At 48.9% G+C, this 18,198-nt stretch carries 13 protein-coding genes; 10 read left to right on the top strand and 3 right to left on the bottom strand.

Annotation, left to right across the window (positions count from 1 at the left end; translation table 11 throughout):
• The first annotated feature begins 16 nt into the window (after positions 1-16).
• From GU926_RS14900 to GU926_RS14940, 9 genes are all read left to right on the top strand, one after another.
• Positions 17-775 carry a sulfite exporter TauE/SafE family protein gene (locus GU926_RS14900; RefSeq protein ID WP_232058350.1) on the top strand — a complete coding sequence of 253 codons (759 nt, stop codon included), beginning with the start codon at positions 17-19 and terminating at the stop codon, positions 773-775.
• Between the two features lie 154 nt (positions 776-929).
• Positions 930-2,048 carry a DUF6588 family protein gene (locus GU926_RS14905; protein ID WP_160693267.1) on the top strand — a complete coding sequence of 373 codons (1,119 nt, stop codon included), beginning with the start codon at positions 930-932 and terminating at the stop codon, positions 2,046-2,048.
• Positions 2,049-2,276: 228 nt separating this feature from the next.
• Positions 2,277-3,680, top strand: a complete 1,404-nt coding sequence (locus GU926_RS14910; RefSeq protein WP_160693269.1) for a DUF1800 domain-containing protein — start codon at positions 2,277-2,279, stop codon at positions 3,678-3,680.
• Positions 3,681-3,698: 18 nt separating this feature from the next.
• Positions 3,699-4,922, top strand: coding sequence for a DUF1501 domain-containing protein (locus GU926_RS14915; protein WP_160693271.1), 1,224 nt, complete (start codon positions 3,699-3,701; stop codon positions 4,920-4,922).
• Between the two features lie 312 nt (positions 4,923-5,234).
• Positions 5,235-8,249 carry a SusC/RagA family TonB-linked outer membrane protein gene (locus GU926_RS14920; protein ID WP_160693273.1) on the top strand — a complete coding sequence of 1,005 codons (3,015 nt, stop codon included), beginning with the start codon at positions 5,235-5,237 and terminating at the stop codon, positions 8,247-8,249.
• 19 nt (positions 8,250-8,268) lie between these two features.
• A complete protein-coding gene (locus tag GU926_RS14925) occupies positions 8,269-9,708 on the top strand; it encodes a RagB/SusD family nutrient uptake outer membrane protein (protein WP_160693275.1) in 1,440 nt (479 codons plus the stop codon).
• Positions 9,709-9,727: 19 nt separating this feature from the next.
• Complete coding sequence (locus tag GU926_RS14930; protein WP_160693277.1) at positions 9,728-10,219, top strand: hypothetical protein; 492 nt, start codon at positions 9,728-9,730, stop codon at positions 10,217-10,219.
• Between the two features lie 112 nt (positions 10,220-10,331).
• Positions 10,332-11,999 (top strand): amidase, encoded by a 1,668-nt coding sequence (locus tag GU926_RS14935; protein ID WP_160693279.1) that lies wholly within the window; start codon positions 10,332-10,334, stop codon positions 11,997-11,999.
• A 38-nt stretch (positions 12,000-12,037) separates the two neighbouring features.
• Positions 12,038-14,419 (top strand): S9 family peptidase, encoded by a 2,382-nt coding sequence (locus GU926_RS14940; protein ID WP_160693281.1) that lies wholly within the window; start codon positions 12,038-12,040, stop codon positions 14,417-14,419.
• Positions 14,420-14,512: 93 nt separating this feature from the next.
• Here the strand turns inward: GU926_RS14940 and GU926_RS14945 are convergent, their stop codons facing one another.
• Entirely contained in the window at positions 14,513-15,328 is an 816-nt protein-coding gene (locus tag GU926_RS14945; RefSeq protein ID WP_160693283.1) for a phosphatase PAP2 family protein, read from the bottom strand.
• A gap of 272 nt (positions 15,329-15,600) precedes the next feature.
• Between GU926_RS14945 and metK the strand changes: the two genes are divergently transcribed.
• Positions 15,601-16,905: a methionine adenosyltransferase gene (gene metK, locus GU926_RS14950; RefSeq protein WP_160693285.1), complete on the top strand. Its 1,305-nt coding sequence runs from the start codon at positions 15,601-15,603 to the stop codon at positions 16,903-16,905.
• A gap of 76 nt (positions 16,906-16,981) precedes the next feature.
• Here the strand turns inward: metK and hpf are convergent, their stop codons facing one another.
• Positions 16,982-17,281, bottom strand: a complete 300-nt coding sequence (gene hpf / locus GU926_RS14955; protein ID WP_160693287.1) for a ribosome hibernation-promoting factor, HPF/YfiA family — start codon at positions 17,279-17,281, stop codon at positions 16,982-16,984.
• Between the two features lie 25 nt (positions 17,282-17,306).
• Positions 17,307-18,185 carry a tyrosine-type recombinase/integrase gene (locus tag GU926_RS14960; RefSeq protein WP_160693289.1) on the bottom strand — a complete coding sequence of 293 codons (879 nt, stop codon included), beginning with the start codon at positions 18,183-18,185 and terminating at the stop codon, positions 17,307-17,309.
• Positions 18,186-18,198: the final 13 nt, after the last annotated feature.

Consider the following 18,198-nt stretch of genomic DNA (forward strand, 5'->3'; position numbering starts at 1 on the left):
TTATCTATTTGTTCTCGTGGAGATTCTGTACCTGTGTCTGTTCGCGTTTCTGGCAGGCTTGATTGATTCTGTAGTGGGTGGCGGTGGCCTGATCCAGTTGCCGGCGCTGTTTGTGTTTCTGCCCTCGGCGCCCATTCCGGCCTTGTTTGGCACGGGCAAGTTGTCCAGCATTGCGGGAACCTCGGTCTCGCTCTGGCGTTTCTCCAGAAACGTAGAAATCAACTGGAAGGCCGTTCTGCCCGCAGCCGCAGCGGCGTTTGTGTTCTCCTTTCTGGGTGCCCGCGCCGTGAGTCACTTTGACAAGGAAATGCTCAGGCCTTTGATTCTGGTTTTGCTGGTGGCCGTGGCCTTGTATACCTTCTTTAGAAAAGACTTTGGTGCCATTCATGCGCCGCGCCTGGCGCCGGCCAAAGAGGTGTGGTACGGCATGGGCGTGGGCCTGGTGATTGGTTTCTATGACGGTTTCTTCGGGCCGGGTACGGGCAGCTTTCTCATGTTCGTGTTCGTGGGATTGTTCGGGTTTAACTTTCTGGCGGCCTCAGCCTCTGCCAAAGTAGTGAACGTGGCCACCAATCTTTCTGCCTTGCTGTATTTCGGCTACAAGGGATTCATCATGTTTCATGTGGGTATTCCCATGGCCATTAGCAGTGTGGCAGGTTCCATGGTGGGCACCAGGATTGCGCTGGCCCGGGGCAGCGGGTTTGTGCGCAAACTGTTTCTGGTGGTAGTGACGGGCATCATCCTCAAGTTCGCTTATGACACCTTTTGGGGCTAGCCGATTTTAGCCTATTTTTCAGGAATTACGCCAAAACTATACCTATAAGTAGGTAATCCTGTGCAGGCTATTTGATAATATCAAGAAATTATAGAAGTTAGCGTGGCAGAATCCCCTAGCTGCCAAACATTTCATAAGACCTTAATCTACACGTATGTTAAAAAGATCTCTACAAAGACTGTCTTTCTGGGCACTGCCTGCACTTGCCTTGTTGTTGGCTGCACCGGCAGCGCACGCTCAAGAAGAAGTAGGGGAATTTATTAGAGCGGGGAAGGAAGATGCCACTAAGCTGGTGAAAGCCTATGCAGAACCCGCCGGAATCGCGTTGGGCCACAACCTTAACAGCGGTTGGTTCAACTCGGGCAAGGCCATGGGCCTGGGCCGGTTTGACGTCAGAATTTACGCCTCGGCGGTGTTTGCCCCAGATGACGCCAAAACCTTTGATATTTCCAAGCTGGGCTTAAAGCAGATCAGAACTTCCAACGGTTCTACCTTTGACCCCAACAAACCCGTGATGGTGCCTACCGTGTTTGGCGAGGACAAAGAAGGACCTGACCTGACTGTGTACACCCGCAATCCTTTAACCAACCAGGAAGAGGAAGTGGTGTCGTTTAACTCGCCTCCGGGGGCTGGGTATGACGTACTGCCCTTCCCGATGGCGCAGGTGAGCGTGGGCTTGATCAAAGACACTGAGATTGCCGTGCGCTTTGTCCCAGAAATAAAAGCCGATGATTTTACCGGAAGCCTTTGGGGTGTGGGCGTAAAGCACGGCCTCAAACAATGGATTCCGGTGTTGGCCTCTATTCCAGGATTTGACATCACCGTCTTCGGCGGATATACCAACTTGTCTACCTCGTATGGATTGGACGTGCCTTTGACGGATGACAACCAAATGTACGCTACCGCTCAGCAAAAGAGTGCTACCTATTATGACGGGCAGGCCCTGGAACTGAAAACCAAAGCCTGGACGGCCAGTCTGGTGGCATCTAAAACCATTAGCGTAATCACAGGCTACGCCGGCATTAGATACAGCAACGTTGAAACCGATCTGAATGCCGTGGGCAAATACCCCGTGGTAGCCTACAGAACCACTGCACCGTACAACAAATACGTAGATGACGTGGTGGATCCTATCTTGGTGAACATGAAAGACGCCCAAGTGGGAGGTACTGCCGGTTTACGGTTAAAGCTGGCCTTCTTCTCCATTTACGGCGAATACACGCTTGCTAAATACTCCACCGCCATGGCCGGCATTGGCCTTGGTTGGAACTAAGAAATTACGTTTTTAGCCTGTTTTCCAGAAAATAAGCCAAAAACGACTTGCTAGCGGCGCCTCTCCTGATGTATTTGGGAGAGGCGCCGCTGTTTTATGGGCACTATGTTTACTCCTGATGAAATGCTAAGCGTACAGGTATTGGTGGTGATGCGGGACTGTTAATTTCAGGGGGAGGTTTAACTTCTTGTCTTTTTCAGCATCAAAGAAAGAAAACAGATCCTACGCATGGGAGAGACGAAAGAGGTGCAGCATGTATTGTGGCGGGCGGGATTTGGGCCCACCCCTACGCAACTACAGGCTTCGCCCAGGAACTCAGAAAAAGTATATGCCCAACTGCAGCAAGCTTCTAAGCAGGTGGTGCCGTTGGCAGTGCCCCTCCAGAGCCGGCAGGGGAAAGACGGCATGGGAAGCCAGCAGGAAACCCAGGACCGAAAATCACTTATGCAGCTTCGGCGGCAAGAACTACTGCACATCAATACGGCTTGGTGTTATAAGATGGCCACTTCTCCCGAGCAACTGCGTGAGAAGATGACCTTCTTCTGGCACGGCCACTTTGCCTGCCGCACCCAGCGCCCTGACTTTGCCCAGAACCAGATTAATACTTTGCGCACGCACGCCTTGGGCAAATTTGGGGACCTGCTGTTGGCTGTGGCCCAAGACCCGGCCATGCTCCAGTTTCTGAACAACCAGCAAAACCGTAAAAAGCAACCCAATGAGAACTTCGCCCGCGAGGTGATGGAGCTGTTTACGCTGGGGAGGGGGCAATACACAGAGCAGGACATTAAGAACGCCGCGAGGGCCTTTACCGGCTGGGGATTCAATCCAGCAGGGAATTACGTCTTCAGAGAGCGCCAGCATGATTTTGAGGAGAAGACCTTCTTTGGCAAGACCGGCCAGTACACGGGCGAAGACATCCTGAACATGATTCTGGAAAAGCGCCAGACCGCTACGTTTCTCACCCGTAAGCTTTACGCCTTCTTTGTGAATGAACAGGTGCCAGAGGCCGAGGTGGCAACTTTGGCAAATGCCTTTTACGAGTCTAACTATGACATCTCGCGCCTTCTGCAGGCTATGTTTTCCTCTGAGAGTTTTTATGCTAAGGCCAACATCGGGAGTAAGATTAAATCTCCGGTTGAGCTTTTGGTGGGGCTCATGCGCACCCTGCATGTGGAGTTTGAAGACGATGCTGCCTTGGTATTCATACAGCGGGCGCTGGGACAGGTGCTGCTGCTGCCTCCTAACGTGAGCGGCTGGCCTCACGGCCGAAGCTGGATTGACTCCTCCTCGCTCAACTATCGCTTAAAACTGCCGCAGTGGTTGCTGTACGGGGCATCTTCTGCAATACAACTAAAAGGAGACGATGACCTGCAGCCTAACCAGGCCCATCTGGAGCGGGGAGTAGTGCAGAAGATGCAGGCAACCGTCAACCTGCAGGGTTTGCAGCGTCTGGTCAACGGCGTGGCCACAGAGGCTGTGCCCCAGGTTTTGGCCCAGCACTTGTTGCAGGTGCCGCTTCGGGCGCAGAATGTAGACTTGTTACAACGCATGAATGGGTCACTGCCGCAAGACCAGCAGCTGCTTGCCCTCACCGCCGCCATCCTCTCCCTACCCGAATATCAATTGTGCTAACCCCAAGCAGACCCACCCATGGTTACTTCCAGAAGAGACTTTCTTAAACATTCTACCTTGGCGTCTGCTATGCTCTTTGTGCCCAAGTTTTTGCATGGCATGGGGCAGGAGCATTTGTCCCTGCTGCCCAACTCCAACGGCAGGCGCCTGATTGTGCTGCAGCTAAGCGGCGGCAACGACGGCCTTAACACCGTGGTGCCTTTTGAGGATGGTCTTTACTATAAGGCACGCCCAGCCTTGGCCCTGCCCAAGAACCAACTTCTCACCTTAGGCAAAGAGGTTGACCTGGGGCTGCACCCGGCCATGACGAAGATGCGGGAGTTATATGACCAGGGCTACTTGTCCATCGTGAATAATGTAGGGTATCCCAATCCAGACAGGTCGCATTTCAGGTCCATGGATATTTGGCAAACGGGGAGTAGCGCAACGGAGTATTTGAACACGGGTTGGTTAGGCCGTTACCTGGACGCTTCCTGTTCAGGAGCAGATTGCCCCTATGCTGCCATTGAAGTAGATGACACGCTGAGCCTGGCCATGAAAGGTGTTCATCAAAAGGCTTTGGCGCTGCAGAATACTCGCAAGTTCTACGCCAGTGCGCAAAGTCCGCTGCTGGAAGCTTTCCAGAAAGGCTACCAAAGCCCTGCCACCCATGAGGACCACCATGTAGATTATCTGTACAAGACCCTGGTGGAGACTCAGGCATCTGCAGACTATCTATATGCCACTACCAAGACCTATAAAACAACCGTTGAGTACCCTTCTACGGAGATTGGCCGGCATTTGAAGACTACGGCAGAACTCATCAATTCTGGCGTGCCTTCCAGGGTGTTTTATGCCTCACTTTCTGGCTTTGACACCCATGTGAACCAAGCCAGACAACAGGCCCGGCTTTTAGGCGACGTATCAGATGCCCTTTATGCCTTGGTGCAGGACTTGAAGCAACACCATCAGTTTGACAACACGCTCATTTTTGTGTTCTCAGAGTTCGGACGGCGGGTACAACAGAACGCCAGCAACGGCACTGACCACGGCACGGCCAACAACGTCTTTTTATTGGGCGGAAACTTACAGAAGAAAGGCTTTTATAACGGCGCTCCTAATTTAGACACCCTAGACAATGGAGACCTCCGCTATTCTATTGATTTCAGGGATTTGTACGCCGTGATTCTGAGAGATTGGCTTAAAGCAAATGATGCTGATATTTTGGGGCAACGGTTTGCCGGGGTGCACGGGTTGGTGTAGAGCTATGCATAAGGTTTAGCAGATTAGCCTACAAAATGGAGGAGGTTTAGACTCATTGGTAAAAACTGCCTACACTTTACCTTCTTTTAAAGTAGAATATTCCTTTCTCTTAATCGGGTTGTCTTCTAATAGTCAAATATTTAAGTATATACAGAGATTATATTATTCCTGAGAATAATTGCCTTAAACGAGTAATGCGTAAAATAGGTTGGCTTTTTTAAGAAATATTCTTTGTTAACGATTTGTTAAAGTTGAGTTGGTGGTTATATTTGGTTACAAAAGAATAAACTCTACAAACAAACCAAAAACCACATGAAGAAAGCTTTACTATTCAGCTTCGTTTTTGTGTTAGCGCTTGTGACGCAAGCGTGGGCCCAGAATCGGACTGTAACAGGACGAGTGACTGATGCACAAACAGGAGAGGGAATGCCTGGTGTAACAGTACAACTCAAAGGAACCACCACTGCGTCTCCAACAGATGTAAACGGTGGCTATGAAATCAGTGTGCCATCTAACGGTGGTACCCTTGTGTTTTCGTTTATTGGTTATGCCAAGCAAGAAATTGCGGTGGGTACCCAATCAACTGTGAATGTGAAATTAGGATCTGATGCTCGTCAGATTTCTGAAATCGTGATTACTGGTTACGGTGTGCAGGAAAAAATTGAGCCAGCTGGTTCAACTGCCAAAGTAAGCGGTGCCACTATTGAGAACTTGCCAATGCAAAGCTTTGACAGAGCGCTGCAGGGTAGAGCTGCTGGTGTGCAGGTAACTGCGCAAAGTGGTCAGCCGGGTGGTGCGCTTACCGTGCGTGTGCGTGGTCAAGGTTCCATCAACGCTGGTAATGATCCATTGTACATTGTGGATGGTGTAATGGTAGCTAATGGTGCAACTTCTGGCCAGGCTTCTTCTAACGCCCTTGCGTCTATCAACCCTAATGACATTGAGTCAATGGAAGTGTTGAAAGATGCGGCTGCTGCTTCTATCTACGGTGCCCAAGCTGCCAACGGTGTTGTTTTGATTACAACCAAGCGTGGTAAGTCTGGAAAGACCAAATTCACTATCTCTGCGCAAGAAGGTGTAGTTGAAAGAATTAAGAAGTTAGACGTAACAACTGCTGCTGAGTTTGCAGAAATGAGAATTGAGGCCTTGTACAACCAGTACTTTGATGTATACGGTCCAACCGTTCCTACTAACCCGGTACAAGATACTCGTACGTATACCCGCAACCTGGCTATTGCGGCTCACGGTGATCCTGCTACTGTACAGAACACAGACTGGCAAGATGCTATCTACCGCAAAGGGAGACTGCGCACGTATGACTTCTCTGCCAATGGTGGTGATGAGAAAACCAGATTTTTGTTATCTGCTTCTTACAACAAACAAGAAGGTCAAATCTTGAAGTCTGATTTTGAGCGTGCTACTGCCCGTTTGAACTTAGATCACAAAGTAAGTGATAAGTTGTCTTTCTTGGCAAACGTAAGTTTGTCTCACCTTACTCAGAACGGTAACATTGCTGATGGTGCTTCTATCAACAGCCCTCAGTTTGCTGCTCCGTTGATCTTGCCTAACCAGCCTATCTATAGAGAGGATGGTTCTTACAATGCTCCGTTAGTGGGTGCTTTCTCTTATAACGTTGTTCAAAACACCTTGTTAGAGCTGCGTCAGAACGTTACTAACCAAACGGTATCTAGCTTTAAAACGGTTTATAAAGTTGCTCCAGGTATTTTCTTGAGCGCCTTGGCTGGTTTAGACTTTGCAGATTCTCAAGATGATAACTATCGTCCGGCTGACATTCCTCAGTTTGCGGCAATTGGTGGCCAAGCTACTAACATCAACCGTCGTACATTGAACTGGAATACCAACGTTACTTTGAACTACAACAAAACGTTTGCTGAGCTGCATAACTTCTCTGCGTTAGTTGGTGCCGAGTACCGTGAAGAAGAAAGAGAAACTTCTACTGCTCAAGGTGAAGGTTTTCCAAGTGGTCAGTTCCAAACCTTAGCCTCTGCTGCCAACCCTAAATCTGTAAGCGGTACTTATACTACTTACAAAATGGGCGGTGTTTTCACCAACCTGAAATATGATCTTGATGGAAAATATTTCTTGAGCGGTACCCTGCGTTATGATGGTTCTTCTAAGTTTGGTGCCAACAACCGTTTTGGTTTGTTCTATGCAGGTGCAGTTGCCTGGGCTTTGAACAAAGAAGCTTTCTTAGCTGACGCTACTTACCTAGATAACTTGAAGCTTCGTTTAAGCTACGGTGTGACTGGTAACTCACAAATCGGAAACTTTGCTTCTCTTGGTTTATTGGGTAGCGGTCCTAACTATGTTGGTACTTCAGGTATCCGTCCTTCTCAATTGCCAAACCCAGACCTTACTTGGGAAGAAGCTAAAACCATTAACTTAGGTTTAGACTGGTCATTCTTCAATAGCCGTGTTAGCGGTGCCGTTGATGTGTACAGAAGAAAGAACGAGCGTTTATTGTTAGATAGACCATTGCCAACTGATACTGGTTTTGGTTTAGTAACTGAAAACGTGGGTGTAGTGTTGAACGAAGGTGTAGAGATTGAACTAAACACAATCAATGTTGATGCTGGTGATTTCACTTGGAAAACTATGTTCAACGTGACGTTCCAGAGAAATGAGATTTTAGAATTGATTGATGGTCAGCAAAAAATTGGTAACACCCTTCGTGTTGGTCAGCCAATTGACATCTTGTGGTACCCAGAGTATGCTGGTGTAAACCCTGCAGATGGTCGTCCAATGTACTATGACTCATTAGGTAACATTACCTATACTCTTAAGGCACGTGATTCTAAAGTAGTTGGCCAGTACTTGCCTAAGACGTTTGGCGGTTTCAACAACTCCTTCTCTTACAAAGGCTTGTCATTAGATGTATTCTTCCAAGGTTCTTTTGGTAGCAGCACATTGAACAACAACGCCTATTTCATGTCTAACTCAGCTACTACTACTTACAACCAGACTAGAGACCAGTACACTGAAAGATGGACTACTCCAGGTCAAATCACAGACGTTCCAAGACCATACTCAGGAACTGAGCCTAACACAAACGGTATCTTGAACTTTACCACTAAGCAGGTAGAGGACAACTCTTACATCCGCTTGAAGCAGGTTACCTTAGGGTACAGCTTGCCAGAGTCTCTGATATCTCGTGTAAAACTGTCTAACGTGCGTGTGTTTGTTCAAGGCTTGAACTTAGCCACTTGGACTGGTTACTCAGGCTTAGACCCAGAATTGTTGTACAATGAGATTGGTACATACCCTCAAGCAAAACAATACACTGGCGGTATCACAGTTAGTTTCTAATTCTAATTTTTGAAGTATTATGTTAAAAAAATATATGGTTGCTGTTCTAATGGGGGCCACTGTGCTTTCTGTTAGTTCCTGCGATGACCTTTTAGACACCGCACCCAAACAATCAATTTCTCTTGAAACCGGATTAGAAAACATTACGGGTATCAGAGCACTATTGATTGGTGTGTATGACCGTATGCAGGTGAATACCTATTACGGTGCTCAAATGATGTTGGCTCCAGACGTGATGGCAGATAACCTACGTCAGACCTCTTCTAACTCAAACCGTTATACAGGCTTTCAAAGCAATACTTTTGGAACCCAGTTGAACCGGTGGGCAGGTAACTATGGTGCCATTAATGATGTGAACCTTATCTTAGGTGCTCTTGGAAACATTACTGATCCAGCTGTTACTGCGGCTGAGAAAGCCAGAATAGGAGCTGAGGCTAAATTCTTGAGAGCACTTTTCTACCATGATTTGCTAAGAACCTATAGCTATGAGCCTGGTAAAGAAGTAGGGGGATTCAATGCTGGTGTTGTGCTGCGCTTAGAGCCAGTTGATACCAAAGATGAAGCTGACTTCATGGCAAGAGCTACCAATGTTCAGGTGTATGCTCAAATTGAAAAAGATTTGACAGAAGCTATTGCTGGCTTTACCACTTCTAACCAGACTAGCTGGTATAGAGCAAATAAGGCTGCTGCTGAGGCTTTGATGGCTCGTGTTTCTTTGTACCAGTCTAAGTGGCAACAAGCACTTGATTATTCTAACACAGCAATTGCTACAGCTGCTGCTCGTGGTAAAGGTCTGGTAGCTGCTGCTAACTACGCCGCTGCCTGGACTACTTTGCCAAATCCAGAGTCCCTGTTTGAATTGAACTATGTACAGGCTACAGAAACCTTGGGTGCGAATGAGTCATTAAACTCATTGACCACCAATGTATTTACTGGTGCTTGGGCAGACATAGTGCCTACTAACACTTTGTTCAACCTATATGAGGTAAATGATGTGCGTAGAGCTATGTACTACACTGCTACAAAAAGTGGTGAAGCTGTAAGATTCAATAGAAAATTTGCTGGTAACCAAGGTGTATTTACAGACAACATTCCTTTGATCCGTCTTTCTGAAGTGCATTTAATCAAGGCAGAGGCAGAGGCAGAATTAGCCGCTGGTGATGAAGTTTCTGTAGCTGGCTTGGCTACATTGAACGGCCTGCGCGCTAAGAGAGATGCTTCTCCAGTAGTGGCACTTACTAAGACAGCGTTGATCAACGCTATCCTGGTAGAGCGTCGTATGGAATTAGTGTACGAAGGTCACCGTTTCTTTGACTTGAAGCGTCGTGGTCTGGACATTGCCAAAGACCCACAAGTTGCGGCAGCGGCCATTCCATATACTGACCCTAGAGTTTTGGCTCCAATTCCTGCAGACCAGGTGGCTCTTAACCCTAAGCTTGTTAAAAATCCAGGGTATTAATTCTTTAATTGAAAGATTCATGAAAAATAAATTTATATTAGGTTCATTACTGGCATTAGCAATAGGCTTTACCTCTTGTGATTTTGAGGAAGAAGATGAGTCTTATGATGGGCCTCTGCAAGTAGAATTTGATTCTACACCAGCCAGTGCTTACAGAAAAAGTTTTACACTTGCTGGTGCCACCAGAATAGACAGCTTTAAAGTACAGTTGATTGGGCCTCACCAGTCAGAAGCCATTAATGGTACTATCAAAGTTGATCCTAACGCCAAGAAGATTACAGACCCTAATGGCACTAACTTATTGCTAGATAATGCCGTGGAAGGTACAGACTTCACGTTGACGAACGGTGGTAAATACATTATTCCAGCCAACAGCAGCTTTGGTTATGTGAAATACACTATGATCAAACCGGCTGATGGAAGAACTAAGGTCTTAGGGCTTGAGTTGCAGGAAAATGAAAAAGTGAAGGTTGCCTTTAACTACAAAACAGCAACTGCCACTTTTAAATAAGCCAAAGGTTTATTACATGTAAAAAAGCGGGCGCCCCATCTGGAGCGCCCGCTTTTTTTATGCGAAATACCTATATCTTTAAAGGAATGAATCATCCAAGTTTTCAAAGTATATGCTAAAGAAATCCTTACTATATAGCACCCTGGGGCTTCTTTTGTTTACCACCGGCGCACTCTTCGGGAGGCAGGTGCAAATGGAGAAGATTACCATCCCCATGGTACAGAATGCCCAGAAGCTTCTAGGCTTGTCCTTTACCGAGGCTCAAATAGATACTGCCCTTGCTGAATTAACCGATCTGCGGAACGGCTATGTTCGGTTGCGGCAAGTGAAGCTGGAGAACAGCGTGCCGCCGGCCTTGCAGTTCAACCCAATTCCGGTGGGCTTCCAGTTTGCAAAAGAGCGAGAGAAATTCAAAGCCTCGTCCGTTGGGAAAGTGAGTGTGCCGGCTAACAAGGAAGAATTGGCCTTCTATTCCGTTAGAGAGTTAGCGGACCTGCTCAAAAACAAAAAGATCACGTCTCTGGAGCTGACTCAGTTCTTCCTGGACCGTTTAAAGCGCTATAATCCGCAACTGCATTGTGTGACTTCTTTTACCGAGGAACTGGCTTTGCAACAGGCCAGACAGGCAGACAGTGAGATAAAAGCGGGTAAATACAAAGGGCTACTGCACGGGATACCTTTCGGGGTAAAAGACTTGCTGAGCACCAAAGGATATAAGACCACGTGGGGATCTGTTCCTTATAAAGACCAGGTATTGGAGGAAGATGCTACCGTAGTGACCAGATTGAGAGAAGCTGGAGCCGTTTTGGTGGCTAAAATGACCTTAGGTGAACTCGCCATGGGTGATGTCTGGTACGGAGGTAAAACCAGAACGCCCTGGGATGTCAACAGAGGTTCCAGCGGTTCCTCGGCGGGCTCGGCTTCAGCGGTGGCAGCGGGTTTGTTGCCTTTTGCCATTGGTACTGAGACCCTGGGTTCTATTGTGTCTCCTTCCAATGCCTGTGGGACTACCGGGTTGCGCCCTTCCTATGGCCGCGTAAGCAGACACGGTGCTATGGCTTTGAGTTGGTCCATGGATAAGATAGGGCCCATTGCCAGAACCGTGGAAGACTGCGCCATTGTATTCAACGCCATTTACGGACCAGACGGGAAAGACCAGACGGTGTATGACGCTCCCTTCAATTACAACGCCAAGCAAGACCTGAAAAAGCTGAGGATTGGCTACCTGAAATCAGATTTTGAGCGCAACTACCCTACCAAGGCCCAGGATCAGGCTACGCTGGAGGCCTTGATAAAAGCTGGCTATGAACTCATTCCCATAGAACTGCCTAAGACACCGGTGAATGACCTGGTCATGACTATTTCTGTGGAAGGCGCCGCTGCTTTTGATGAAATTACTCGAAACAACAAAGTAGCCGAGATGGTGAATCAGGATAAGAACGCCTGGCCCAATACGTTCAGGAGCGCGCGGTTTATTCCGGCGGTGGAATATGTACAGGCCCAGCGCGTGCGGTACCAGTTGATTCAGGAGATGCACAAAATGATGGAGCAGGTAGACGTGTACGTGTCTCCCTCTTTTGCCAGCAGCAACTTGGTGGTGACTAATTTAACCGGCCATCCGTGCGTGGTGGTACCCAATGGGTTTAACAGTAGAAACCTGCCCACCACCATTACTTTCATAGGAAAACTTTTCGGCGAAGCCGATTTGCTGGCTTTTGCCAAGGCATACCAAGACCAGACTGATTTCCATAAAAAGCACCCGGCGGCATTTTTAAAGTAATGTCGTTTTTGACCTATTTCCCACAAAACAGCCTAAAAATGCGTTTTATTAGAACAGCGTTGGCAGTAAGCGCCCTCTTGCTTCTGCCTCTGTGCCCTACATTCGCCCAGACGAAGCCAGAACTGACCGTAGATAAAATCATGCGGGATCCTGCGCAGTGGATCGGGACCTCGCCCAGCAATATTCAATGGGCAGAGAACAGCAAAGTGGTGTATTTCAACTGGAATCCAGAGAAGGCCAAGCAGGACTCTCTGTACATGGTGGAAGTAGGCTCCAGGAAAATATCCAAGATTTCTAAAGCCGCCAAGCTGGCCATGCCTGCCCAGGGTGGAACCTATAACCAAAAAAGGAACCTAAGGGTCTATGAGAAGGCCGGGGATCTGTACCTGTTAGACACCAAAACCGGGAAAGCCCGGCAGATCACAGCCACTACAGAAAGAGAATCGTCACCGTCTTTTACGGCAGATGAGCAGCGTATAGCGTATCTGCGGGAAGGGAACCTGTTTACCTGGAACATAAGCACCGGGCAGGTAAAGCAGCTAACGGATTTCAGGAGAGGCAGAAAACCGATAGACCCTTCGCAGACCCGTGACAAGCAGGAGCTTTTCCTGCGCGAGCAGCAACTGGACTTGTTGCAGATTGTGCAGAAGCGGGAAGAGGAGCGCAAGCAACAGCAGCAGGCACAACGCGAAATGGCGCGCAACCGGCCCAAAGAAATCTACACCGAGGACAAGTTTGTAGACAACATTACCCTGAGCCCAGATGAGCGGTTTGTCACCTATCGGTTGGTCGCAAGGCCCGCGAACAGCAAGATAGCCCAGGTTCCCAATTTTGTGACCGCCTCTGGGTATACAGAAGACATTCCTACCAGAACCAAAGTGGGCGCGGCCCAGGCCACCTATGAGTTGGGGGTATATGACATCAAAGGCGATACTACGTATTTGGTGTCCTTCAGAGGGCTGACAGGATTGCAGGACAAACCCAACTACCAGCAACAACCCCAGAAACCCGACGCAGAAGCGGAGAAAGCTTCAGCAGAAGCAGCACGTAAGGTCATGATGTTCGGGCCGTATTATTCCCAGGACGGAAAGCACGGCGTGCTGGTGATCAGATCCGCTGACAACAAAGACCGCTGGATTGCCTCTTTTGATCCTGCCACCAGAACCGTGAAGACGCTAGACCGTCAGCGCGATGAGGCCTGGGTGAATGGCTATGGACCCGGTGTGATTGATTGGATGCCAGACAACAAACGCATTTATTTCACCTCAGAGGAAAGTGGCTATGCCCATCTCTATACGCTGGATGTGGAGAGTGGAAAGAAAACGGCCTTGACCAGCGGCAAATATGAGGTATTGGCGGTGCAAATGTCTAAGGACCAAAAGACCTGGTATTTGACCACCAATCAGGTGCACCCAGGGGAACAGCACTTTTACAGAATGCCTTTGAATGGCGGCAAGTTGGAGCAAATCACCCGCATGCCGGGAGCGCACGAGGTGACCCTATCACCAGATGAAAAGATGCTGGCCGTGCGTTATTCCTACTCCAACAAGCCATGGGAACTGTTCCTGATGGAAAACAAACCAGGTGCCAAGCCTGTGCAAATCACCCAATCTCTCACAGAAGAGTTTAAAGCTTATCCTTGGCGGGAGCCGGAAGTGATCACCTACAAAGCTGCTGACGGCGCTGATGTGTACGCGCGCCTGTACAAACCGGCCAACGGGGTCTCAAACGGCCCGGCCGTCATCTTCGTGCACGGCGCCGGCTATCTGCAGAACGCGCACAAGTGGTGGAGCACTTACTTTAGAGAATACATGTTCCACAACCTATTGGCAGACAAAGGCTATACGGTACTGGATATTGACTACCGCGGCAGCGCCGGCTACGGCCGCGACTGGCGGACGGGCATTTACCGGTATATGGGCGGAAAAGACCTGAGTGACCACGTAGACGGAGCCAAACTGCTGGCAGAAAAGTACAACGTGGATCCTAAGCGCATTGGCATCTATGGAGGATCATACGGTGGCTTTATCACGCTCATGGCCATGTTCACCCAGCCAGACGTGTTTGCGGCCGGGGCGGCTCTCCGTTCAGTGACAGACTGGTCTCACTACAACCACGGCTATACCTCCAATATCTTAAACGAGCCGCAGGCAGACAGTTTGGCCTATACCAAAAGCTCGCCCATTTACTATGCCGAAGGTCTGAAAGGCGCCTTGCTCATGTGCCACGGCATGGTAGACACCAATGTGCATTTCCAGGACATTGTGCGGCTCACGCAGCGCCTCATAGAGTTGGGTAAAGACAATTGGGAGTTGGCCGTCTATCCCGTAGAAGACCACGGATTTGTAGAGCCCTCCAGTTGGACAGATGAATACACACGCATTCTCAAACTATTTGAGACCAATCTGCAGAAGAAGTAAAAACGAGAAGACCAGACAGTCCCTGTCTGGTCTTCTCGTTTTTGGGCTGTTTTCCAGAAAATAGGCCAAAAACGACCTTTTCTAAAAAGCGTCTTAGAACTTATAAGACAGCGCTACGCCATCTACAGATTCGCCTTGAATGGGGATGGCCGCTGGGGCCAGGGAGATGTTGGAGTTGACCTTGTGCAGTTGAGGCACCAGAATACCCACGGCCGCTCCTACGCCAAATCCTAAGATATTGTCGCTCAAGAAGTGCTTTCCAGCTTCTAACCTAAGGTAACCTACCGTGGCAGGAATGAGGGCAGCGCCGGCCCACACATAAGGTCTGGCGGGCGAGTCTGGATTGTAATCATGGAATACCTTGGCCGTAAAGAAGGTCATGGTAGAGACTGCTGCCGTGTGGCCTGCAAAAAACGAGTTTTGGGCATTGGCCCGGGTTTTTTCGCTCAAAGGGACCGCGCCAGATTTGTCATACACCAAGGGTCTGGTTCTGGGTAAAGCGGCGGAGCCCATGGTGAACAAGGTACCCGTCACCGACATGGTTTCTATATACAGGGCCAGCATCTGTCCGGCGTTCTGTGAAATGTCCTGGTCAATCAACAAAAGCGCAGGGGCGGCAATGGAGCTGTACAGCATGACGTCACTCACCTTCTTGGCGCTGGCGCTGTGGTTGCCCGCAGAAAAACGGTCGAAGCTATTCACATCGTCCTTAGAAAGGTTCATGGCCTCTGTTTCTGTGAACGGGTCTTTCTGCTGCATTAAATAAAGGCCCAGGCCACTCAGGCCCATGCCCAGCGCCGTTACGGGGGCGTCTACTTTAAAGGAGGTTTTATAGGGAGATGATGATTGCGCAAAGGATTGTGTAAGGGCCGTTAGAGCCAGAACAAGCGTACAAAGGTGTCGTTTCATAAAATATAGGTAAATATACATACTGCTTTTGCTGCTCTTGAAACGGTCACTTGGCCAAAAGGTTTGCCGGCCCCTGAAAGTAAGAGTTTGCCGTTTTTGGCTTGTTTTCCAGAAAAGAGGCCAAAAACGAGGCCCGGCCTTGGCTGGTTACGCTGTAGGAGGCGGGGTATTTATCACTCAAGTTTTTGCATCTCCGGCAATTAGAGTAATTTTGCCTCTTGCGGCGCGCTATCTAGCGCTGCAACTCAACTTTGTATATTAATCTTTAAGAGATGCCTTATCTTTTTACATCTGAGTCGGTTTCTGAGGGTCACCCAGACAAAGTAGCCGACCAAATCTCTGACGCACTGTTAGATGAGTTCCTGAAGCAAGACCCACAATCCAAAGTTGCCTGTGAGACCCTGGTAACCACTGGTTTGGTGGTGCTGAGCGGCGAGGTGAAGTCTCAGGCATATGTAGACGTACAAAAAGTAGCCCGTGACGTGATCAAACGTATTGGCTACACCAAATCTGAATATAAGTTTGACGCTGAGGCCTGCGGCGTTATCTCTGCCATTCATGAGCAGTCTGGTGACATCAACCAAGGCGTGGAGCGCGAGAACCCAGAAGACCAGGGTGCCGGTGACCAAGGCATGATGTTCGGCTACGCCACAAGCGAGACCGACAGCTACATGCCTCTGGCGCTTGAGATTTCCCACCTGCTGTTGAAAGAGTTGGCCGCCATCCGGAAGGAAGGCAAAGAGATGACGTATCTGCGTCCAGATGCCAAGTCTCAGGTGACCATTAGGTACTCAGACAACCACGTGCCCGAAAAGATTGACACCATTGTGATCTCTACGCAGCATGATGAGTTTGAGCTTTCTGACGCCAATGACCGCGAAGCTTCTAAAAAGGCTGAGTCTAACATGGTGGCCCGCATCAAGGAAGACGTGTTGAACATTCTGCTTCCGCGCGTAAAAAGCAAACTGCCACAGCGTACCGCAGACCTGTTTGCAGATGACATCACCTACCACATCAACCCCACTGGTAAATTCGTGATTGGTGGCCCGCACGGGGACACTGGTTTGACCGGTCGTAAGATTATTGTGGATACCTATGGCGGCAAAGGCGCTCACGGCGGCGGAGCTTTCTCTGGTAAAGATTCTTCTAAAGTAGACCGCTCTGCGGCGTATGCAGCGCGTCACATTGCAAAGAACTTGGTGGCGGCTGGTGTGGCTGATCAAGTATTGGTACAGGTGGCGTATGCCATTGGCGTGGCAGAACCGGTTGGCTTGTACGTGACCACCTACGGTACAACCAAGGTAAAAGGCGCCAACGGTGAGGTTATGACAGACGGTGAGATTGCCAACAAGGTGAACGAACTGTTTGAAATGCGCCCGTATGACATCATCAAGCGTTTCGGGTTGCAGAACCCCATCTTCTCTGAGACGGCCGCGTATGGTCACATGGGCCGTGAAGCCGGAGTGAAGAAAGTGGAATACACCGTGAACGGAACTACTGAGGTGCGTGAGTTTGAGACGTTTACCTGGGAGAAGCTGGACTATGTGGACAAGATCAAAGCCGCTTTTAACTTATAATTGTCGTTTTTAGCCTGTTTTAATGAAAAGAGCCCCAAAACGGGGCTCTTTTTTTATGCAAGAAAGTGAGGAGATCTTAGTGTGTAGCCAACTTCTCCTTATGTTTGATCAATTGTTTCTTCATGTCTTCTACCGCCTTGTCTGTGGCACTTTCAAAGCTGTTGGCTTCTTCTTTGCAGAACAGCGTGGCGCCAGGAACAAACAGTTTCACCTCTACCAGCTTATTGTCATGTGACTCTGGCTTGGACACGCGCAGGATTACTTCGCCGTTGATGATTCTGTCATAAAAGGTATCAAGCTTATCCAGTTTCTTTTGCAGAAAATCTAACAGGCTTTGGTCGGCGGTGAAGTGCACGGATTGGATTTGCAGTTTCATAGTTTACTACTTTAAGTGGTACTTATTACGCTTTGGGATGAGCCTTCTCAAAGACGGCTTTGAGTTGCTCAATGGAATTATGAGTATACACCTGCGTGGCCGCTAAACTGGCGTGGCCCAGCAGGTCTTTAATGGCTCCCAAATCTGCGCCCCTGTTCAACAAGTGCGTGGCAAAGGAGTGACGAAGCACATGCGGACTGTTTTTGGAAGACGTGGAAACGGTGCTCATGTACTTCTTCACCACCCGGTACACATACTTGGGGTAGAGCGGGAGTCCTTTATCGGTAACGAAGAGAGCTGGCGAATTGTTATCTGTGTCCTGCGCGCGCCTGATTTCCAAAAACCTTTCCAATGCTCCTTTGATGGATGAATTTAAGGGCAAGATACGCTCCTTGTTTCCCTTTCCCAGGACCTTAATCGTGCCTTCCAGATGATTTACGTCATTGATTTTTAACCCGATGAGCTCTGCCAGACGCATGCCCGTGCCATAGAGAAGCTCCAGGATGAGGCGTTCTGTATGGCCTTTTAGATCATCGGTGAAATTTCCCTGGTCCAGCAGCTGCGTGAAGGACTCTTCTGGAATGAAGGCCGGCAGTTTTTTAGCCAGTTTAGGAGCTTTGATTCTGAGGGTGGGGTTCTGTTCTACTTCGCCCCGGTTGAGCAGGAACTTGAAATAGGAGCGAAGCGAGGCAATCTTGCGGTGGATGGTGCGGCTGTCTAAGTCTTTCTGCACCAGAGAGACAATCCAGGACCTGATAATGCCATGGTTGGCTTCTTTGATATCTGTGAGCTCGTAGGTCTCTTTCAGATATTCTTGAAACTGCAGTAGATCTGTCTGGTAAGAGGTGACGGTGTGCGGGCTAAACCGTTTCTCGTACTGTAGGTATTTAAAAAATAATTCCATAAATCAGTAAACG

The organism is Nibribacter ruber, assembly GCF_009913235.1.
Classification (GTDB): domain Bacteria; phylum Bacteroidota; class Bacteroidia; order Cytophagales; family Hymenobacteraceae; genus Nibribacter; species Nibribacter ruber.